Consider the following 20,884-nt stretch of genomic DNA (forward strand, 5'->3'; position numbering starts at 1 on the left):
CCAGGAAGGATAGCAAAGAGACCATGCCAAAGCGCAACGATATTAACCACGTCCTGGTCATTGGCTCCGGACCCATCGTCATCGGCCAAGCCTGCGAGTTCGACTACTCCGGCACCCAGGCCTGCCGCGTGCTCAAGGAGGAAGGCCTGCGGGTAACCCTGGTCAACTCCAACCCGGCCACCATCATGACGGACCCGGAATTCGCCGACCACACCTACGTCGAGCCCATCGAGCCGGAGTTCATCGAGAAGATCTTCGTCAAGGAGATCGAGGAGGGCCACCGCATCGACGCCGTGCTGGCCACCCTGGGCGGCCAGACCGCCCTGAACGCCGCCATCCAGCTGGATCGCCTGGGCATCCTGGACAAATACGACATCGAGCTCATCGGCGCCGACATCGACGCCATCGAGCGAGGCGAGGACCGCCAGAAGTTCAAGGACATCGTGGCCTCCGTCGGCGGCGAGTCCGCCCGCTCGGCGGTCTGCTACAACATGGACGAGGTCCACGCCACCGTCGAGAAGCTGGGCCTGCCGGTCGTCGTCCGCCCCTCGTTTACCATGGGCGGCCTCGGCTCCGGCCTGGCCTTTAGCTACGAGGACCTGGATCGCATCGCCGGCGGCGGCCTGGCCGCCTCCCCGGAGGCCAACGTGCTCATCGAGGAGTCCATCCTCGGCTGGAAGGAATTCGAGCTCGAGCTCATGCGCGACGGCGACGACAACGTCGTGGTCATCGCCTCCATTGAAAACGTCGACGCCCTGGGCGTGCACACCGGCGATTCGGTCACCGTGGCCCCGGCGCTGACCCTGACCGACCGCGAGTACCAGAAGATGCGCGACCTGGGTATCTCCATCATCCGCGCCGTGGGCGTGGACACCGGCGGCTGCAACATCCAGTTCGCCGTGAACCCGGAGGACGGCCGCATCATCGTCATCGAGATGAACCCGCGCGTGTCCCGTTCCTCCGCGCTGGCGTCGAAGGCCACCGGTTTCCCGATCGCGAAGTTGGCCGCGAAGCTGGCCATCGGCTACACCCTGGACGAGGTCACCAACGACATCACCGGCGTGACCCCGGCGGCCTTCGAGCCAACCCTGGACTACGTCATCGTCAAGGCCCCGCGCTTTGCCTTCGAGAAGTTCCCGGGCGCCGACGACACCCTGACCACCACCATGAAGTCGGTGGGCGAGGCCATGGGTATCGGCCGCAACTACATCGCCGGCCTGAACAAGGTCATGCGCTCGCTGGAGAACAAGCCCGCGGGCTTCTGGACCACCGACGACGAGTTCTTCGCCGGCGAGCGCGCCACGGACAAGGACGCCGTCCTGGAGGACCTGCGCACCCCGACCGAGGGTCGCATGTACGACGCCGAGCTGGCCCTGCGCCTGGGCGCTACCGTCGACGAGGTCCACGAGGCCTCCGGCATCGACCCGTGGTTCCTGGCCGAGCTGCAAGCCCTGGTCAGCTTCCGCACTAAGCTGCTGGAGGCCCCGGTCCTGGACGCCGACCTGCTGCACGAGGCCAAGTACCTGGGCCTGTCCGATGCCCAGATCGCCGCGCTGCGCACCGAGTTCGCCGGCGAGGACGGCGTGCGCTCCCTGCGCTGGTCGCTGGGCATTCGCCCGGTCTACAAGACCGTGGATACCTGCGCCGGCGAGTTCGAGGCCCAGACCCCGTACCACTACTCGGCCTACGAGCTGGACCCGGACGCCGAGTCCGAGGTCGCCGAGCAGCGCGAGCGCGAGAAGGTCATCATCCTGGGCTCCGGCCCGAACCGCATTGGCCAGGGCATCGAGTTCGACTACTCCTGCGTGCACGCCGCGGTGGAGCTGTCGCGCCAGGGCTACGAGACCGTCATGGTCAACTGCAACCCGGAAACCGTCTCCACGGACTACGACACCGCCGACCGCCTCTACTTCGAGCCGCTGACGTTCGAGGACGTCATGGAGATCTACCACGCCGAGTCCGTCTCCGGCACCGTCGCCGGCGTCATCGTCCAGCTCGGCGGCCAGACCCCGCTGGGCCTGGCCGAGCGTCTGGCCGAGGCCGGGGTGCCGGTCGTGGGTACTACCCCGGAGGCCATCAACCTGGCCGAGGACCGCGGCGAATTCGGCAAGGTGCTGGCCGCCGCCGAGCTGCCGGCCCCGGAGTTCGGCACCGCCACCAGCTTTGCGGAGGCCCGCGAGGTCGCCGCCAACATCGGCTACCCGGTACTGGTGCGCCCGTCCTACGTGCTGGGTGGGCGCGGCATGGAGATCGTCTACGACGAGCCCTCCCTGGAGTCCTACATCGAGCGCGCCACCGAGCTCAGCGAGGACCACCCGGTGCTGGTGGACCGCTTCCTGGACTCGGCCATCGAGATTGACGTCGACGCCCTGTGCGACGGCGAGGAGGTCTACCTGGGCGGCGTCATGGAGCACATCGAGGAAGCCGGCATCCACTCCGGCGACTCCTCCTGCTCGCTGCCGCCGATGACCCTGGGGCCGCAGGACATCGAGAAGGTCCGCGAATCGACCCGCAAGCTCGCCGAGGGCATCGGGGTCAAGGGCCTGATGAACGTCCAGTACGCGCTCAAGGACAACGTGCTCTACATCATCGAGGCCAACCCGCGCGCCTCCCGCACGGTCCCGTTTGTCTCCAAGGCGACCGGCGTGCAGCTGGCGAAGGCTGCCGCCCGCATCATGATGGGCGCGACCATCGCCGAACTGCGCGCCGAGGGCATGCTGCCGGAAAGCTACGACGGCGGCGCGCTGCCGATGGAGCACCCGCTCGCGGTCAAGGAAGCAGTCTTGCCTTTCAACCGTTTCCGCCGCCCGGACGGTTCCATGCTGGACACCCTGCTCTCTCCGGAGATGAAGTCCACCGGCGAGGTCATGGGCCTGGCCGACAACTTCGGCGCCGCCTACTTCAAGGCGGAGACCGCCGGCTTCGCCAAGCTGCCGAAGGAAGGCTCGGTCTTCGTCTCCGTGGCCAACCGCGACAAGCGCACGCTCATCTTCCCGATCCACCGCCTGTCGACGATGGGGTACAAGATCCTGGCCACCGCCGGGACCGCCTCCATCCTGCGCCGCAACGGCATCGAGTGCGAGTCCGTGCTCAAGTCCTCGGACATCCGCGGCGGGGCAGAGGGCAAGTCCATCGTCGACCGTATCCTGGACGGCGAGGTCGACCTCATCATCAACACCCCGGCCGGTTCCTCCGGCTCCCGCCACGACGGCTACGAGATCCGCGCCGCCGCCGTCGAGGTGGACGTGCCGCTGATTAACACCGTCCAGGGCGTGACCGCCGGCGTCCAGGCGCTCGAGGCGCAGCGACAGGGCAACTTCGAGGTACGCGCCCTGCAGGAGCTCAAGCATGCCCCAGTCAACAACTAGCCAGCAGCAGCCCGGGAGCACCACGCCGGGCTTCGGCGAGCGGCTGGTCGCCGCCGGCCAGGAGCGCGGCCGGCTGTGCGTCGGCATCGACCCGCACCCGTACCTGCTCGAGCAGTGGGGGCTGGGCGTAAACGCCGCGGGCGTGCGGGAGTTCAGCCGCCGCTGCGTGGAGGCCTTCGCGCCGGTGGCCGCACTGGTCAAGCCCCAGGTGGCTTTCTACGAGCGCTTCGGCTCCGCGGGCCTAGCGGCCCTGGAAGAGAGCCTGGCCAACCTGCGGGAGGCCGGCTGCCTGAGCGTGGCGGACGCCAAGCGCGGCGACATCGGCTCCACCATGGCCGGCTACGCCGAGGCCTGGATGGGCGAGGAGGCGCCCCTGCGGGCCGACGCGGTCACGCTGAGCCCCTACCTGGGCGTGGGCGCCCTGGAGCCGGCTTTTGCGGCGGCCCAGGCCACCGGCCGCGGCATCTTCGTGCTGGCGGCTACCTCCAACCCGGAGGCCCGCCGCCTGCAGGGGTTCCGGGAGCCGGAAAGCGACCGCACCGTAGCCCAGTCGGTGGTGGATCTCTGCGCCGAGCGCAACGCGGCCACCCGCCCCGGCCAGGTCGGGGATATCGGCGTGGTGGTCGGGGCGACCCTGGACAGCCCGCCGGAGTTGGACCAGCTCAATGGGCCGGTCTTGCTGCCGGGCGTGGGCGCCCAGGGCGCCGGCCCCGATGAGGTCCACGCGATCGTGGCCGGGCGCAGCGAACTGGGCTTCGCCAACGTCTCGCGCGCCATCCTGGAGCGCGGGCCGAAGGTGGATGACCTGCGCAAAGCCGTGGAAACGGTAGCCGCGGACTTCCGGGATTAGCACGCGCCTCGGGCCGATTATCGGCCCCGGGCCTAACCTGGTATTTTAGTAACCGCACCTCGATGACGTGCTGAAACGGTGCGCGACACCAAGCCCGGTAACGTCATCGTTTTACTAGCAGTGCTAGGATTGCCAGAAGTCGGAGCGGGTGCCTGCGTGTAATGCGCTGGTACTAGCTTCGGAATCTGGTATTCATGTACTGGACGTCAAAATCAATCTAACGAATCGGAGGAAACCCTGTGGCCCTTCCAAAGTTGACCGATGAGCAGCGTAAGGAAGCCCTCGCTAAGGCTGCTGAGGCCCGCAAGGCTCGCGCTGAGCTGAAGGCTGATCTGAAGCGCGGCGCTACCAACCTGAAGGAAGTTCTGGACAAGGCAGAAAGCGACGAGATCATTGGCAAGACCAAGGTCTCCGCTCTCCTGGAAGCACTGCCGAAGGTGGGCAAGGTCAAGGCTAAGGAAATCATGGAAGACCTGGAGATTGCTCAGACCCGCCGCCTGCGCGGCCTGGGTGAGCGCCAGCGTCGCGCCCTGCTGGAGCGCTTCGGCTACTCCTCCTAAGTCCGTCATGTCTGGTGCAACCAAACGCGGGCGGCTAGTGGTACTGGCTGGGCCGTCCGCAGTGGGTAAATCCACGGTGGTTTCGCGCCTACGCACCGGAGTGGACGGGCTGTACTTCAGCGTGTCCATGACGACGCGCCAACCCCGTCCTGGTGAGCAAGACGGGGTTGACTATTTCTTCGTCACCCCGGAGCAGTTCCAAGAACGTATCGACTCCGGCGAGATGCTCGAGTGGGCAGAGATCCACGGCGGGCTCCAGCGGTCGGGTACGCCAGCGCAGCCCGTCAAGGACGCGATGGCCGAAGGCCGGCCGGTCTTGGTCGAAGTTGATCTGGCCGGTGCCCGCGCCGTCAAACAGGCGCTGCCCGAGGCACAGCTGGTCTTCCTGGCGCCCCCGTCGTGGGATACCCTGGTAGACCGCCTGACCGGCCGGGGTACGGAACCGCAGGACGTTATCGAGCGTAGGCTGGAAACCGCGCGGCAGGAGCTAGCAGCCCAAGACGAGTTCGACCACGTGGTGGTCAACGAGGACTTGGAAGAGGCGGTCGCCGCCATCAGTGCTATCCTGCAAGGTTAGAGTCAGTATTCAAGTATCCGCAATTCAACGAAAAGGTGCATGTGACTAACGTGACCACCAATGACACCGCTGAGGCAGTAAAGGCCGAGCCGGTCTTCGACGCCCCCGAGGGCATCACCGCTCCGCCGATCGATGAGCTGCTGGACAAGGTATCTTCCAAGTACGCCCTGGTGATTTTCGCCGCCAAGCGTGCTCGCCAGATCAACAGCTACTACCAGAACCACGGTGATAGCGTGTTCGAGTTCGTCGGCCCGCTGGTCACCCCGGAAGCCGGCGAAAAGCCGCTGTCCATCGCCCTGCGTGAGATCGACGCGGGCCTGCTGGACCACGAGGAAGGCAACTAAGCCACTCGCGTTCCGCGCAGCACACCTCCCGGACTGGGCATCCCGCCCCGCCGGGAGGTTTTTGTGTGCCCAGTGCACGAGACAACGCCGGGGGAGCGGGCCGGGTGCGTATAATGAGGTGCTGTGACTGAGCAGAACCGACAAGAGCAGCAAGCAGCGCGCCAGCCGGCGGAAGAAACTCCCCGCATCCTGGTGGGCGTGGCCGGGGGCATCGCCGCCTACAAGGCCTGCCACCTCGTGCGCGACCTGAAGGAAAACGGCGCGGACGTGCGGGTCATCCCGACCCCGAACGCGCTGAAATTCGTGGGTGCCGCGACTTTCGAGGCCCTGTCTGGCCACCCGGTGGACACCTCGGTCTTTACGGCTGTCGACGAGGTGCAGCACGTCGCACTTGGCCAGCAAGCCGACGCCATCGTTATCGCCCCGGCCACCGCGGATCTGATCGCGCGGCTGGCCGCCGGGCGCGCCGACGATCTGCTCACCGCGTCCGTTTTGGTAGCGACCTGCCCGGTGATCGTGGCTCCCGCCATGCACACGGAGATGTGGAACAACCCGGCCACCCAGGACAACGTGGCCTCCCTGCGCCGCCGCGGCATGACGGTGCTCTACCCGGCGCACGGCCGGCTGACCGGCGCCGACTCGGGTGCCGGCCGCCTGCTGGAGCCCGCGCAAATCGCCGAGCTGGCCCGCACGACCCTGGCCGGCTGGCCGCCGCAGGCCGACTGGCAGGGGATGAAGGTGGTTATCTCCGCCGGCGGCACACAGGAAGACCTCGACCCGGTGCGCTACCTGGGCAACCGTTCCTCCGGCCGCCAAGGCTTCGCCCTGGCCGAGCTGGCCAGCCAGCGCGGCGCCGAGGTCATCCTCGTGGCCGGCAACGTAGAGGACTTGCCGGTCCCGGCCGGCGCCCGCGTGGTGCGGGTGACCTCGACGCGGGACATGCTGGAAGCCATGGAGGCCGAATCCGCGGACGCCGACGTGGTCATCATGTCCGCGGCCGTGGCCGATTACCGCCCGGCCACCGTGGCCGGCTCCAAGATGAAAAAGGGCGCGGACGACGCGAACCTGTCCCGCCTCGAACTGGTAGAAAACCCGGATATCCTAAAGACATTGGTGGAAAAGCGCGCCGCCGGCAAGTTACCGGCCCACCAGGTGCTGGTCGGCTTCGCGGCAGAGACCGGCGACGAAAACCACACCGCCGTGGAGCTGGCGCAGGCCAAGTTGGAGCGCAAGGGCTGCGACGTCCTCATGGCCAACGAAGTCGGGCGCGGCAAGGTTTTTGGTCAGCTAGACAACCAGGGCTGGTTGTTAACCCCCGGCGCCCCGCCCGAGGTAGTCGAGCGCGGGACAAAACAGGTCGTCGCGGCGCAGATCCTGGCCGCGGTCGACCGGGTTAGGACCACCGCGAATGAGGCGTGAGCTTAGTAACCCGTAGACAGACTAGGTTGCCCTTATAGACTGCTTGGTCTATGGTGGGGGATTGTTAAAGCTTGATGCGTCAGTCGAGCTGGAGAATGTAGTTCGTAGAAAAGGATAAATACGTGTCAGAAAACGCCACCCCGGCGACCCGCCTATTTACCAGCGAGTCTGTAACCGAAGGTCACCCAGACAAGATCTGCGATGCCATTTCCGACGCCATCTTGGACGCCATGCTGGACGGGGATCCGCATGCGCGCGTAGCCGTCGAAACCCTGGTCACCACCGGCCAGGTCCACGTGGTCGGGGAGGTGCGCACCTCCACTTACGTGGAAATCCCGCAGCTGGTGCGCTCCACCCTCACTGAAATCGGTTTTACCTCCTCCGACGTTGGCTTTGACGGGAATACCTGCGGCGTCAACGTCGCCATCGGCGAGCAGTCCGCCGAAATCGGCGCCGGCGTTGACTCGTCCACCGAGGTCCGCTCCGGCGACGAATTCGAGGCCGACGACCAGGCCGGCGCCGGCGACCAGGGCCTGATGTTCGGCTACGCCACCAACGAGACCGACGAGTACATGCCGCTGCCCATCGCCCTGGCCCACCGCTTGGCCCGCCGCCTGACCCAGGTCCGCAAGGAGGGCATCGTCGACCACCTGCGCCCGGACGGCAAGACCCAGGTCACCTTCGCTTACGACGACGCCGGCAACCCGAAGTACCTGGACACCATCGTCATTTCCACCCAGCACGATGAGGAAATCACCCAGGAGCAGCTGGCCGAGCAGCTGCGTACCCACGTGGTCGAGTGGGTCATCAAGGACGCCGGCCTGGCCCATTTCTACGACTCGGAGCGCACCACGCTGCTGGTCAACCCGTCTGGCTCGTTTATCCTGGGCGGACCGATGGGGGATGCCGGCCTGACCGGCCGCAAGATCATCGTCGACACCTACGGCGGCATGGCCCGCCACGGCGGCGGCGCCTTCTCCGGCAAGGACCCGTCGAAGGTCGACCGCTCGGCGGCTTACGCCATGCGCTGGGTGGCCAAGAATATCGTCGCGGCCGGTCTGGCTGACAAGGCCGAGGTGCAGGTGGCCTACGCCATCGGCCGCGCCAAGCCCGTGGGCCTGTACGTGGAGACCTTCGGCACCGCCCACGGCGAGCTGACCGACGCCGCCATCCAGGCCGCCGTCAACGAGGTCTTCGACCTGCGTCCGGCCGCCATCATCCGTGACCTGGACCTGCTGCGTCCCATCTACCGCCAGACGGCCGCCTACGGTCACTTCGGGCGCACGGATGTTGACCTGCCCTGGGAGTCGACCGAGCGGGCCGCCGCCTTGCGCGCCGCCGCCGGGCTGTAGAATCGGGGCCTATGCCTCCCAAGACACCCGCTGCCACCAAACCGGTGGCGCGGGTGTTGCCTTTATTGGGCATCTCCCACCTGGACCGCGGCTTCGACTATTGCGTCAGCGAGGCCGACTCGGAGGCCGCCCAGCCCGGGGTGCGCGTGCGCATCCGCTTCGCCGGCCGCCTGTGCGACGCCCTCGTGCTCAGCCGCGAGCCGAGCCCGGAATTTAGCGGCGAGCTGCGCTTTATCGAGCGGGTCATTTCGGACTTCGTGGTCTACCCGCCGCAGCTGGCCGCGCTGGTCGAATCCCTCGCGGACCGCTACGGCGGGGTGCGCTCTGACATCATCCGCTCGGCCCTGCCGCCGCGGCACGCCAAGGCCGAAGAGGCGGACTTCTCCACGCCCTGGGAGGAGCTCGGTTCCACCACGGAACCGGACCTGTCCGATTGGGCCGGCTACGTCCACGGGCAGTCCTTCGTCGACTACGTCTTAAGCGGCAACCCCGCCCGCGCGGCCTGGCAGATGGCCCCTGGTAACGATTGGCACCGCCCGCTGGCGGCCTTGAGCGCCAAGGTCGCCATCGACGGCGGCGCGGTGCTGCTGGTCGTGCCTACCCAGCGCCAGCTCGACGAGCTGGAAGAAAGCCTGCGCGACTACGTCTCGGCCAAGCAGATCACCGTGCTGTCCAACAGCCTGGGCCCGCAGGCGCGCTACCGGCGTTTTCTCTCCGCGGTAAAGGGGCAGGCCCGGATCGTGCTGGGCACCCGTTCGGCCGCCTTCGCCCCGGTCAAGGGACTGCGGTTGGCTGTGGTGGTCGACGACGGCAACGACAACCTGGTCGACAACGTCAAGCCCTACGTCCACGCCCGCGAGGTTTTGAGCACGCGCGCCGCCCAGGAGTCCGCCTCGCTGATCATCTCCGGCTTCTCCCGCACCGCGGAGGCCCAGCTGCTGGTAGAGTCCGGTTGGATGCACGATCTCGTACCGGCCCCGGCCACCCTGCGCGCCCGGATGCCCGCGGTGCTGCCCGTCGGCACCTACGGCATCGACCTATCCCGCAATACCGAGGGCGGGACCACCCGGCTGCAGGGGCCGGCCTTCCAGGCGATGGCCCGCGCGCTGGACCGCGGCGAGCCCGTCCTGGTGCAGTCCCCGCGGGCCGGGTACATGCCCATCCTGGCCTGCGGGAATTGCCGCGCGCCGGCCCGCTGCCGCCACTGCAACGGGCCCATCGGCCTGCCGCCGGAGGAAGGTCCCGGCGCCGCGGGGCAGGCCTCCGCCCCGACGTGCCGGTGGTGCGGGCGGATAGCCGCCCATCACCGCTGCAGCGAGTGCGGCTCGCCGCGGCTGCGCGCCATCGTGCTGGGGCAGGAGCGCACCGCCGAGGAGTTCGGCCGCGCCTTCCCCTCGGTACGCGTCAAGGTCTCCGGCGGCAACCGCGTCATCGAGGACATCGAAGACGCCGCGCAGCTGGTGGTCGCGACCCCCGGGGCGGAGCCACCCGTGCGTGGCGGCGCCTATGGGGCGGTCATCTTGATGGACACGGGCGCGCTGCTCAACCGCCAGGACTTGCGTGCCGGCGAGGATACCTTGGCCAAATGGGCCCGGGCCGCCCGCCTGGCCGCCCCGGCGCGCCAGGGCGGCGAGGTCATCGTCGCCGCCGACCCGGACCTGCCGCTGGTGCGGTATTTGGCCGAATGGGACTTCGCGGCGGCCGCGCACGCGGAGCTGTCCAGCCGGCGCGAGGTGCGCTTCCCGCCGGCGGTGCACATGGCCGCCGTCGACGGCCCGGACGCGGCCTTGGACGGCTTCCTGGAGCTAGCGGAGCTGCCCGCCAACGCGGAGATCCTCGGCCCGGTGCCGCTGCCGCCGGGGCTGAAGCTGCCCGGCGACTACGACGAGCAGCGCCTCGGCCCGCCCCAGCGGGTCCTCGTGCGCACCCCGCTGGGTCCGCGCTCCGAGCTCGGCCGCGCCCTGCGGCAGGCGAACGCGGCGCGCACTTCCCGCAAGGACGACGCGCCCCTGCGCATTCAGGTAGATCCGATCCATATCGGCTAAGGCGGCGCGCCAGCCGCCAGAAAGGAACAGCGACCATGACATTGCGACCGATTCGCCTGTTCGGCGATCCCGTGCTCAACACCGCAGCGGACGCGGTGACCTCCTTCGGCCCGGGGCTGCGCACCCTGGCCCGGGACATGCTCGAGACCATGGACGACGCCGGCGGGGTCGGGCTGGCCGCCAACCAGGTGGGCGTGACCCAGCGGGTCTTCGTCTACGACTGCCCGGACGGCGGCGCGCGCCGGCGCGGCGTACTGGTCAATCCCTCCTGGACCCCGGTGGGCCGCGGCGCCGACGGGGAGGCCGCACCCCTGGTGGCCGGGGGGGAAGGCTGCCTGTCGATCCCCGGGGTGCCCGGCACCGTGCCGCGGCACGAGCGGATCGTGGTCCGCGGCTTCGACGAGTGGGGCCGGCCGGTGTGCCTGCTCGCCGGCGGGCTCCTGGCGCGCTGCATTCAACACGAGTCGGATCACCTGGATGGGGTGCTGTTCCTGGCGCACCTGAGCACCGAGGATCGCCGGGAAGCAATGGCTACCATCCGCTCCGCGGACTGGTTTAACCGTTAGGAGGTACCAGTCCGTATCATGAGGGAGACAACGCCAAACGCGAAGGTTAGCCGGGGCGCCCGGTCAGCCCGCGGGAAGCGGGGAGCGAGAGGTCAATTGGGAAGGACGAGGGCCTAACCGTCATGCGAATTGTTTTTGCCGGGACACCGGAGCCGGCAGTGGTTGCCTTAGAAAAGCTCATTGCATCGGAGCACGAGGTCGTAGCCGTCATCACGCGGCCGGACGCGCGCCGCGGGCGCGGGCGGAGCCTGCACCCCAGCCCGGTCAAAGCCTGCGCGGAAAGCCACGGCATTGAGGTGCTCACGCCCACGACCCTGAAGCCGGGCACCGAGGACGGCCAGGAGCTGCGCCGCCGGCTCATCGAGCTGGCGCCCGCGGCCATCCCGGTCGTGGCCTACGGCAACCTGATCACCCCGGACCTGCTGGGCGTGGCCCCGCACGGCTGGGTCAACCTGCACTTTTCCCTCCTACCCGCCTGGCGGGGTGCGGCACCCGTCCAGGCCGCCATCGCCGCCGGCGACGACATCACGGGGGCGACCACCTTCCGGATCGACGAGGGCCTGGATACCGGCGAGATCCTCGGCACCGTCACGGAGGAGATCCAGCCCACCGACACCGCCGACGATTTGCTGACCCGGCTGGCTTATACCGGCGGCGACCTGCTGGTGGCCACGATGGACCTGTTGGAAAGCGGTAAGGCCGCGCCGCGCGCCCAGGAGGGGGAGGCGACCTACGCCGCCAAGATCTCCAAGGACGATGCCCGCATCCGCTGGCAGGACCCGGCCTTTGCCATCGACCGCACCGTGCGCGCCCACACCCCGGCCCCGGGCGCGTGGACGCTGTGGGGCGACAAGCGCGTCAAGCTGGGCCCGTTGACGCCTGTCCGCCTAGACGGTGAGGCCCGCCCGGACAGTGAACAGCTGGAACAGCTGCAGCCGGGCGAGCTGCACGTGGCCAAGGACGCTGTCTTCGTCGGCACCGGCAACGGCGTGGTGCAGCTGGGTAACATCCAGCCGCCGGGCAAGAAGATGATGGAGGCCGCGGCCTGGGCCCGGGGCCTGAACCAGAACGATGGAAAGGTGGTCTTCGAATGAGCGGTGGTTTCCGTTCCCGCTCCAAGTCGGGAGACAAGCCGAAGGACAAGCCCGCCCAGGGAGCCGGCCAGAGTCGTGACGGCAACGGCCGCGGGCGTAACGGTCGCGGCGGCGGGCGCAATTCCCGCGGCGGGAAGAACTTCCGCGATAACCGAGACAACCGCGGCCACCGGCAGGGGCGCGGGGGCGCCAACGCCGGTTCGTCCCGTCGTCCCGGGCGCTCCAACAGCACCGGGCAGCGCCTGAACGAGCGCGCGCAGGCGGCCTCCCTGGCACAGGCGGCGAAGCAGGCCGGCCTGGACTTGCCGCGCGCGGTGGCGCTGGAGAGCCTGCAGCGCGTGCACCAGGAGGGCGCTTTCGCCAACCTCATCCTGCCGCGGGCGCTGCGGGAGCACAACCTCCGCGGCCGCGACGCGGCCTTCGCCACCGAGATCGCCTACGGCACCCTGCGCGCCGAGGGCGTGGTGGACGCGGTCATCGCGCGGTGCTCGAGCCGCGAGCTGTCGGCCATTGCGCCGGCCGTGCTGGACGCCCTGCGGATGGGCGTCTACCAGGTGCTCTACACCCGGGTCGAGGATCACGCCGCCGTGGATACCACCGTGCGTCTGGTCGAGGCGGCCGGGGAGACCAAGGCCAAGGGCTTTGCCAACGGCATCATGCGATCGGTTACCCGCCGCAGCCGCGAGGACTGGATCAACCTGCTGGCCCCGGACGATGAGGTCGCCCGCCTGGCCTTCGAGCACGCCCACCCGGAGTGGATCGCCCGTTCCTTCGCCCGCGTGGTCGGCCGCGAGGAACTGCCCGCCGCGCTGGCCGCGGACTCCGAGCGGCCCATGGTGCACCTGGTGGCGCGCCCCGGCGAGATCACCGCCGAGGAACTCGCGCTGATGACCGGCTGCGAGCAGGGGCGCTACTCGCCCTGTGCGGTCTACTTGGAGCACGGCGACCCGGCGGACCTGGAGCCGGTCAAGGAGCGCATGGCCGCCGTCCAGGACGAGGGCTCCCAGCTCATCGCCCGGGCCGTCGTCGAAGCCGAGGTCAGCGGCGAGGACCACGGCCGCTGGCTGGACCTGTGCGCCGGCCCGGGCGGCAAGGCGGCGCTGATGGGCGCGCTCGCGCGCATCGAGGGCGCCAAGGTGGACGCCGTCGAGGTCAGCGAGCACCGCGCCAAGCTCATCGACCGCACCGCCGGGGACCTGCCGGTGCGGGTCCACGTGGCGGACGGCCGCGATCCGGGTCTCGAGCCGGGCTACGACCGCGTGCTCGTCGACGCGCCCTGCTCCGGGCTGGGCGCCCTGCGCCGTCGCCCGGAGGCCCGCTGGCGCAAGGAGGAGGCCGACCTGGCTGAGCTCAGCCGCCTGCAGTTCGAGCTGCTGCGCTCCGGGCTGGAGCTGCTCCGCCCGGGCGGCATCCTCATCTACTCGACGTGCTCGCCGGATCTGCGCGAGACCCGCTCCATCGTGGACAAGGCCGTCGCGCAGCTGGGCGCCGTGGAGGAGGACGCGCACGCGCTGCTGCCGGAGGCAATGACCGACGTGGGCGAGGAGAAGTCCGTCCAGATGTGGCCGCACCGGCACGGCACGGACGCGATGTTCTTCGCGGCCCTGCGCCGGAAGGATACGTAGGATAGTAGACATGTCAGCACCGATCATTTCGCCGTCCATCCTGGCCGCAGATTTCTCCCGGCTCGGCCACCAGATCTCCGCCATCTCCAACGCGGACTGGATCCACGTCGACATCATGGACGGCCACTTCGTTCCCAACCTGTCCTTTGGCCCGGGGATTACCTCCACGGTTAACGGCCTGACCGACCAGCACTTGGACGTGCACCTGATGATCGAGCACCCCGAGAAGTGGGCGCAGACTTACATCGAGGCCGGCGCCGACTGCGTGATCTTCCACGTCGAGGCCATGGAGAGCGAGGCCGCCGTGGTCGAGCTGGCCCGCGACCTGCGCAGCCAGGGGGTTATGGCCGGCATTTCCATCAAGCCGAAGACACCGGTGGAGCCCTGGCTGGAGATTCTGGAAGAGATCGACCTGGTCCTGGTCATGAGCGTAGAGCCCGGCTTCGGCGGCCAGAAGTTTATGCCGGAGATGTTGGACAAGGCCCGGGCCCTGCGCGCGGCGATCGACGAGCGCGGCCTGAAGACCCTCATCGAGATCGACGGTGGCATCGACGCCACGACCATCACACAGGCCGCGGCCGCCGGGGTGGATGCCTTCGTGGCCGGCTCCGCCGTCTTCAAGCACGCCGACCCGGGCCGGGCCGTCGACGAACTGCGCTCGGCCGCCACCCAAGCCACCGCCTCTTAACAACCGCCACCTACCGCGCGCACAGCCGCCGGGCTGGGCCGAGGAAGCCAGAATCTTTGGAAAGGAATCGCATGCCAGAAGGACTCGCAGCGGGCATCGAGCGCGCCATGGAACGAGCAATCGAATTAGGCGCCGGCGTGCGGGGGACGACCAGCCCGAACCCGCCGGTGGGCGCGGTCGTGCTCGGCGCGAACGGCGAAATCGTCGGCGAGGGAGCCACGCAGCCGGCCGGCAGTGACCACGCGGAGGTCGTGGCCTTGCGCGCGGCGGGCGAGGCCGCGGCCGGCAGCACCGTGGTCGTGACCCTGGAGCCGTGCAACCACACTGGGCGCACCGGCCCGTGCGCGAAGGCGCTTATCGATGCCCAGGTGGCGCGCGTTATCTACCTGCACGCGGATCCCACCGGCGCGGCCGGCGGCGCCGAGGCCCTGCGCCAGCATGGCATCGAGGTCGAAAAGCGGGACGTGCCGCCCGCCCTGCGCACCCGGGACGCTGTCATCCCGTGGCTGACCGCGGTGCGCCTGAAGCGTCCGCACGTGACCGTGAAATTCGCCCAGACCCTGGACGGGTACACCGCCGCGGCCGACGGGACCAGCCAGTGGATCACCGGCACCGCCGCCCGCGAGTACGCCCACCGCGACCGCGCCCACCGCGACGCGATCGTGGTCGGCACCGGCACGGCTCTCGCGGATAACCCCTCGCTGACCGCGCGGCGGGCCGACGGCAGCCTCTATGAGCACCAGCCGCGGCGCGTGGTCATCGGCAAGCGCGATCTGCGCGCCGCGGGCCCGGCGTCGACCAACCTCCGGGAGCTGGGTTATACCCAGTACGGCGATCTCGAAGAAGCCATGGAGGAGATGTACGACGACGGGGTGCGCGACGTGCTCGTCGAGGGCGGGGCCGGGCTGGCCAGCGCCCTGTTCTACGGCGGCTACGTGGACGCCATCAACGCCTATATCTCGCCGGTGCTGCTGGGCGAGGGGCTCGGCATCCTGGCCCACCCGCTGGCCGACACCCTGGCGGACGCCCCGCGCTTCCACCACCTGGGTACCCGCCAGCTGGGCGAAGACGTCCTGGTGGAATACGTCACCAGCGACGCGGCGTTGGAGAGCATGAAGCTCTAGCACAACTGAATACCTTTTAGAACGAACGAAGACGCAGACGCAGTGAGCGCCGCCGAATACGGCGGCGGTCAACCGCGAAGGAGATACGCACCAGAAGTGTTTACCGGCTTGATTGAAGAGACTGGGGCAGTGGAGTCCCTCGAGCAGCTGGGGGATTCCATCCGGCTGTGGGTTCGCGCCCCGCACGTGGTCCAGGACGCGGGCCTGGGGGATTCGATCGCCGTCAACGGCGTGTGCCTGACCGTGGCGGAGCTCAACGCGGAGCGGACCGGGTTTGCCGCGGACGTGATGCAGGAATCCCTGAACCGCAGCGCGCTGGGCCAGCTCGGCGTTGGCGACCGGGTGAACCTGGAGCGGGCCTTGGCGGCCTCGGCGCGGCTAGGCGGCCATATCGTCCAAGGCCACGTCGACGGCACGAGCCGGCTTATCGAGCGCACGCCCTCGGAACACTGGGAGGTATTGCGCTTCGAACTGCCGGAGCAGCTGGCGCGCTACGTGGTGGAGAAGGGCTCCATCGCCATCAACGGAACCTCGCTGACCGTCAGCGCCCGCGGGGAGGACTGGTTCGAGGTGTCGCTCATCCCGGTGACCCTGCGGGATACCACCCACGGCGACCTAGCGCCCGGCGACGTAGTGAACCTGGAGGTCGATATCCTGGCGAAATACGTGGAAAATATGCTGGCCTACCCGAAGGCCGGCGGCGCTGTCGACCCGACTAAGGTTGAGCACTATGAGCGTTGAGGAGCAGCAGACCGCCGCGGGTAGCGTGCGGCTGGATTCGGTGGAGACCGCCATCGCGGAGATCGCGGCCGGCAAGCCCGTCGTCGTGGTCGATAACGAGGACCGAGAAAACGAGGGCGATCTGATCTTCGCCGCCGAGCTGGCCACCCCGGAGCTGGTCGCTTTCATGGTGCGCTATTCCTCCGGCTATATCTGCGCCCCGCTGCTGCCGGCCGACTGCGCCCGGCTGAACCTGCCGCCCATGGTCGCCCGCAACGAGGACGTGCGCGGCACCGCCTACACCGTGACCGTCGACGCCGCCACCGGCACCACGGGCATTTCCGCCACCTCCCGCGCCGAGACCATCCGCCGCCTGGCGGATCCGGAATCCACCACGCAGGACTTCACCCGCCCCGGCCACGTGGTACCGCTGGCCGCCCGCCCGGGCGGGGTGCTGGAGCGCGAGGGCCACACGGAGGCCTCGGTCGACCTGGCCCGCCTGGCGGGCCTGCGCCCGGCCGGCGTGCTGTGCGAGATCGTCTCCGAGGAGGATCCGACGGACATGGCGCGCTCGCCGGAGCTGCGCCGCTTCGCCGACGCGCACGGCCTGGCGATGATCTCCATCGAGCAGCTCATCCAGTGGCGCCGCCGCCACGAGTCCCAGGTCGAGCGCGTCGTGGAGACCCAGCTGCCCACCGACTACGGCCGCTTTACCGCCATCGGCTACCGCCACGCGGTGGATGGCCAGGAGCACGTGGCTCTTATCGCCGGCGACCCAGAGCAGCTGCGCGGTGCGGAAAACGTCACCGTGCGCGTCCACTCGGAGTGCCTGACCGGGGACGTCTTCTCCTCCCGGCGCTGCGACTGCGGCCAGCAGCTGCACCGCTCCCTGGAGATCATCCAGGGCGCCGGCAGCGGCGTGGTCATCTACCTGCGCGGCCACGAGGGCCGCGGCATTGGTTTGCTCCACAAGCTGCAGGCCTACCAGCTCCAGGACCAGGGCTTGGATACCGTGGACGCGAACCTGGAACAGGGCCTGCCGGAAGACGCCCGCGAGTACTCCGTGGCGGGGCAGATCCTGCGGGATCTGGGCATCGTCTCGGCCCGCCTGCTGACCAACAACCCGCACAAGGGCCAGGGCCTGGCCGGCTTCGGCGTCGACGTGAGCGAGCACCAGCCGCTGGAGGTCACGCCGAACGCGGACAACATCAAATACCTGCGCACCAAGCGCGACCGGATGGGGCACCACCTGCCGCAGGTCGCCGCCTGGGACGCCGAGCACGGCGTCACCTCCTAGGCAGTACCAGCTGCCGCGCACGGCGCAGCACCACCGCTAAGACAGCACCACCGCTAAGACAGCACCACCGACAGGAAACACCACCGACCGGAAAGAGGTACCGAAATGAGTAAGGAAGGCTTGTCGGCGATCGACTCGGTCGATGCGCGCGGGATTTCCGTCGCCGTTATCACGGCCACCTGGAACGCGGATATCTGCGACCAGCTCCACGCCGAGGCGCTGGCGGCCGCCGAGCGCAACGGCGCCCATGCCGAGGGCTTCCGCGTCGTCGGGGCCCTGGAGATCCCCGTGGCTGTCCAGGCCGCGGCGCGGCGCTTCGACGCCGTGGTGGCGCTCGGCTGCGTCATCCGCGGCGGCACCCCGCACTTTGACTATGTCTGCGACTCCGTGACCCAGGGGCTAACCCGGATCGCGCTGGATGAGTCCACCCCGGTGGCCAACGGCATCCTCACCGTCAACGACCACGACCAGGCCGTCGATCGGGCGGGTTTTGCCGGCTCCGCTGAGAACAAGGGTTCCGAGGCCATGGTGGCGGCGCTCGACACCGTTGTGAAGCTGCGGGCGATTAACCAATCCGGTAGTGCGGACGTAGACTATGAGGGCGCAGAAAAAGGAGTGGAGCACTGATGACTGACAGCACTGGCAAGCCGGCGAAGCCACAACTGTCCGAAGAGGAGTTGCTGGCCTATACCCGCATCGATCCCTTCGCCCAGACCAGCAACAAGCCGTGGGATCTCGAGGTCAAGTCCCCGTACCTGCGCAAGCTGGCGGTCATCGTCGTCATCGTGGTCATGGCGGTCCACATCTTCATGGGCCTAACCCTGGACATCGAGTTCACGGGCGCGACCGTGACCACCATTGACAAGTTCGCCTTCCCTGGTGTGGGCGTGCTGCTGTCCATCCTGTTCTGGCTCATCCTGACCCGCCCGCGCGTGCGGGCCAACGAGGACGGGGTAGAGATCCGCAACATCGTGGGCACCCGCTTCTACCCGTGGGCGGTCATCTACGGCCTGTCCTTCCCCGAGGGCGCGCGCATGGCGCGCCTCGAGCTGCCGGAATTCGAATACGTACCGATGTGGGCCCTGCAGGCCGGTGACAAGTCCACCATCATGGACTCCGTCAACAAGTTCCGCGCCCTGGAAGCCCGCTACATGCCGCAGGATTAGGCGCCGCCGTGGCTGATCCAACTACCTATCGGCCGGCCCCCGGAACCATCCCCACGGAACCGGGGGTCTATAAGTTCCGAGACGAAAACCGCCGCGTCGTCTACGTCGGCAAGGCAAAAAACCTGCGCGCCCGCCTGTCCAACTACTTCCAGGACATCACCCAGCTGCACCCGCGCACCCGCCAGATGGTGCTGACCGCGGCGTCGGTGGAATGGACCGTGGTGGCCAGCGAGGTGGAGGCCCTCCAGCTCGAATACACCTGGATTAAGCGCTTCGACCCGCGGTTCAACGTCATGTACCGCGACGACAAGACCTACCCGATGCTCGCGGTTTCGGTGGGCGAGCGCTTCCCCCGCGCGTTTTTCTACCGCGGTCCGCGGCGCAAGGGCGTGCGCTATTTCGGCCCCTACTCGCACGCGTGGGCCGTGCGCGAGACCCTGGACTTGCTCACCCGCGTGTTCCCCATGCGCACCTGCACCAAGGGCGTGTTCAACCGCCACGAGGCGCTCGGCCGGCCCTGCCTGCTGGGCTATATCGGCAAGTGCGATGCCCCGTGCATCGGCCGCGTCAGCGAGGACGAGCACCGCGCCACCGTCAAACGCCTGGTCTCCTTCATGAACGGCAATACCGCCCCGGTGACCCGCCAGCTCACCCAGGAGATGGAAGAGGCCTCGGCCAACCTGGAATTCGAGCGGGCCGCGCGCCTGCGGGACGACCTGGGCGCCATCAACAAGATCATGGAGCAGCAGGCCGTCGTCTTCGGCGACGGCACGGACGCCGATCTCATCGCCTTCCACACCGACGAGCTCGAGGCCGCGGTGCAGATCTTCCACGTGCGCGACGGGCGCATCCGCGGCCAGCGCGGCTGGGTCGTGGAGAAGGTCGGCGACCAGGCCAGCACCGAGACGGTCGCCGAGGGGCAAGAGGATCCGGCGCTGCCGGCGCTCATCCAGAACTTCCTCATCCAGTTCTATTCCGACGCCGTGGAGCGCGAGAAGCAGGAGGCCGCCGAGGACGCGGCCATCGACCTGGGGGTGCCGCGGCGCGGCGTCGACCAGGAATCCCACGCGAAGTCCCGCACGGTCAAGGTGGTCCCGCCGGAGATCCTGGTCCAACGTCCGCCGGCCGAGGACGCGGAGGTCAAGCAACTGCTGGAGGAGCTGCGTGGGGCCCGGGTGGATCTGCGCGTGCCGCAACGCGGGGACAAGCGCGCCCTGATGGCAACGGTCGCGCGCAATGCCAAGGACGCCCTGCGCCAGCACAAGCTCAAGCGCGTGGGCGATCTGACCGCCCGTTCGGCCGCGCTGCAGGACATCCAGGAAGCCCTGGGCATGGAGCAGGCGCCCCTGCGCATCGAGTGCACGGATATCTCCCACATCCAGGGCACCGACGTGGTGGCCTCCCTCGTGGTCTTCGAGGACGGCCTGCCGCGGAAGTCGGACTACCGGCGTTACCGCATCAAGGAAGCGGCCGGCGACGGCCGCTCCGACGACGTCGGCTCGATTGCGGAGGTCACCCGCCGCCGCTTCAAGCGCCACCACGTGGATAAGCTGGCCAACCCGGATGAGGAATCGGAGGAGCAGACCTTCTCCGACGAGCAGGTCGTGGAGGAATCCGCGGAGGCCGGGCGGCGTTTCGCCTACCCGCCGCAGCTGTTCATCGTCGACGGCGGCGCGCCGCAGGTGGCCGCGGCTCAGGAGGTCTTCGACGAGCTGGGCATTAACGACGTCGTGCTGGTGGGGCTGGCGAAGCGCCTGGAGGAAATCTGGGTGCCGGGCGACGACGAGCCGGTGATCCTGCCGCGTAACTCGCAGGCGCTCTACCTGCTGCAGCAGATCCGCGACGAGGCCCACCGCTTTGCGATTACCTACCACCGCCAGCAGCGCTCGGCGCGGATGCGCTCGTCGGTGCTGGACTCCATCCCCGGGCTCGGGCCGCAACGGCGCAAGGACCTGGTCAAGCATTTCGGTTCCGTCAAGAAGCTCAAGCAGGCCTCCGTCGAGGAAATCGCCGAGGTCAAGGGCTTCGGCCCGAAGCTGGCCCAGACCGTCTTCGACGGCCTGCAGGCCCGCTAAGAATCCTGGCGGGC

The 20,884-nt window shown here is 68.6% G+C and carries 18 protein-coding genes; all 18 read left to right on the forward strand.

Features of this window, described 5'->3' with window-relative positions; translation table 11 throughout:
- Window positions 1–23 precede the first annotated feature (23 nt).
- The 18 genes from carB to uvrC all read left to right on the forward strand — a co-directional run bounded on the left by carB (window position 24) and on the right by uvrC (window position 20,870).
- Window positions 24–3,368, forward strand: a complete 3,345-nt coding sequence (carB, locus tag VVR85_RS01935; RefSeq protein ID WP_368519271.1) for a carbamoyl-phosphate synthase large subunit — start codon at window positions 24–26, stop codon at window positions 3,366–3,368.
- A complete protein-coding gene (gene pyrF, locus VVR85_RS01940) occupies window positions 3,349–4,218 on the forward strand; it encodes an orotidine-5'-phosphate decarboxylase (protein WP_368519272.1) in 870 nt (289 codons plus the stop codon). Before carB ends, pyrF begins: the two co-directional genes overlap by 20 nt.
- Window positions 4,219–4,457: 239 nt before the next feature.
- Window positions 4,458–4,778: an integration host factor, actinobacterial type gene (gene mihF / locus VVR85_RS01945; protein ID WP_070768354.1), complete on the forward strand. Its 321-nt coding sequence runs from the start codon at window positions 4,458–4,460 to the stop codon at window positions 4,776–4,778.
- A gap of 7 nt (window positions 4,779–4,785) precedes the next feature.
- Window positions 4,786–5,355 carry a guanylate kinase gene (gene gmk, locus VVR85_RS01950; protein WP_368519273.1) on the forward strand — a complete coding sequence of 190 codons (570 nt, stop codon included), beginning with the start codon at window positions 4,786–4,788 and terminating at the stop codon, window positions 5,353–5,355.
- Between the two features lie 41 nt (window positions 5,356–5,396).
- A complete protein-coding gene (gene rpoZ / locus VVR85_RS01955) occupies window positions 5,397–5,699 on the forward strand; it encodes a DNA-directed RNA polymerase subunit omega (protein WP_070768356.1) in 303 nt (100 codons plus the stop codon).
- A gap of 123 nt (window positions 5,700–5,822) precedes the next feature.
- Complete coding sequence (gene coaBC / locus VVR85_RS01960) at window positions 5,823–7,118, forward strand: bifunctional phosphopantothenoylcysteine decarboxylase/phosphopantothenate--cysteine ligase CoaBC (RefSeq protein ID WP_368519274.1); 1,296 nt, start codon at window positions 5,823–5,825, stop codon at window positions 7,116–7,118.
- Window positions 7,119–7,240: 122 nt separating this feature from the next.
- Window positions 7,241–8,470: a methionine adenosyltransferase gene (gene metK, locus VVR85_RS01965; RefSeq protein ID WP_368519275.1), complete on the forward strand. Its 1,230-nt coding sequence runs from the start codon at window positions 7,241–7,243 to the stop codon at window positions 8,468–8,470.
- Window positions 8,471–8,481: 11 nt separating this feature from the next.
- Entirely contained in the window at window positions 8,482–10,515 is a 2,034-nt protein-coding gene (locus VVR85_RS01970) for a primosomal protein N' (protein ID WP_368519276.1), read from the forward strand.
- Window positions 10,516–10,550: 35 nt separating this feature from the next.
- Window positions 10,551–11,081: a peptide deformylase gene (gene def, locus VVR85_RS01975; RefSeq protein WP_368519277.1), complete on the forward strand. Its 531-nt coding sequence runs from the start codon at window positions 10,551–10,553 to the stop codon at window positions 11,079–11,081.
- A gap of 122 nt (window positions 11,082–11,203) precedes the next feature.
- Entirely contained in the window at window positions 11,204–12,175 is a 972-nt protein-coding gene (gene fmt, locus VVR85_RS01980; protein WP_368519278.1) for a methionyl-tRNA formyltransferase, read from the forward strand.
- The gene (locus VVR85_RS01985) at window positions 12,172–13,800 is read left to right on the forward strand and encodes an RsmB/NOP family class I SAM-dependent RNA methyltransferase (RefSeq protein ID WP_368519279.1); all 1,629 of its coding nucleotides are present in this window, start codon (window positions 12,172–12,174) and stop codon (window positions 13,798–13,800) included. Before fmt ends, VVR85_RS01985 begins: the two co-directional genes overlap by 4 nt.
- 10 nt (window positions 13,801–13,810) lie before the next feature.
- On the forward strand, window positions 13,811–14,488 hold the full coding sequence (rpe, locus tag VVR85_RS01990; protein WP_368519280.1) for a ribulose-phosphate 3-epimerase: 678 nt from the start codon (window positions 13,811–13,813) through the stop codon (window positions 14,486–14,488).
- Window positions 14,489–14,559: 71 nt separating this feature from the next.
- Window positions 14,560–15,612 carry a bifunctional diaminohydroxyphosphoribosylaminopyrimidine deaminase/5-amino-6-(5-phosphoribosylamino)uracil reductase RibD gene (ribD, locus tag VVR85_RS01995; RefSeq protein ID WP_368519281.1) on the forward strand — a complete coding sequence of 351 codons (1,053 nt, stop codon included), beginning with the start codon at window positions 14,560–14,562 and terminating at the stop codon, window positions 15,610–15,612.
- Window positions 15,613–15,708: 96 nt separating this feature from the next.
- Window positions 15,709–16,353, forward strand: a complete 645-nt coding sequence (locus tag VVR85_RS02000) for a riboflavin synthase (RefSeq protein ID WP_368519282.1) — start codon at window positions 15,709–15,711, stop codon at window positions 16,351–16,353.
- Window positions 16,343–17,629, forward strand: coding sequence for a bifunctional 3,4-dihydroxy-2-butanone-4-phosphate synthase/GTP cyclohydrolase II (locus VVR85_RS02005; RefSeq protein ID WP_368519283.1), 1,287 nt, complete (start codon window positions 16,343–16,345; stop codon window positions 17,627–17,629). Before VVR85_RS02000 ends, VVR85_RS02005 begins: the two co-directional genes overlap by 11 nt.
- A gap of 105 nt (window positions 17,630–17,734) precedes the next feature.
- Window positions 17,735–18,256, forward strand: a complete 522-nt coding sequence (gene ribH / locus VVR85_RS02010) for a 6,7-dimethyl-8-ribityllumazine synthase (protein ID WP_368519284.1) — start codon at window positions 17,735–17,737, stop codon at window positions 18,254–18,256.
- Window positions 18,256–18,795 carry a PH domain-containing protein gene (locus VVR85_RS02015; RefSeq protein ID WP_368519285.1) on the forward strand — a complete coding sequence of 180 codons (540 nt, stop codon included), beginning with the start codon at window positions 18,256–18,258 and terminating at the stop codon, window positions 18,793–18,795. The genes ribH and VVR85_RS02015 overlap by 1 nt, the downstream gene beginning before the upstream one ends.
- A gap of 8 nt (window positions 18,796–18,803) precedes the next feature.
- Window positions 18,804–20,870 carry an excinuclease ABC subunit UvrC gene (gene uvrC, locus VVR85_RS02020; RefSeq protein ID WP_368519286.1) on the forward strand — a complete coding sequence of 689 codons (2,067 nt, stop codon included), beginning with the start codon at window positions 18,804–18,806 and terminating at the stop codon, window positions 20,868–20,870.
- The last annotated feature ends 14 nt before the right edge of the window (window positions 20,871–20,884 follow it).

This window comes from Corynebacterium sp. LK2590 (assembly GCF_040946105.1).
Lineage (GTDB): Bacteria > Actinomycetota > Actinomycetes > Mycobacteriales > Mycobacteriaceae > Corynebacterium.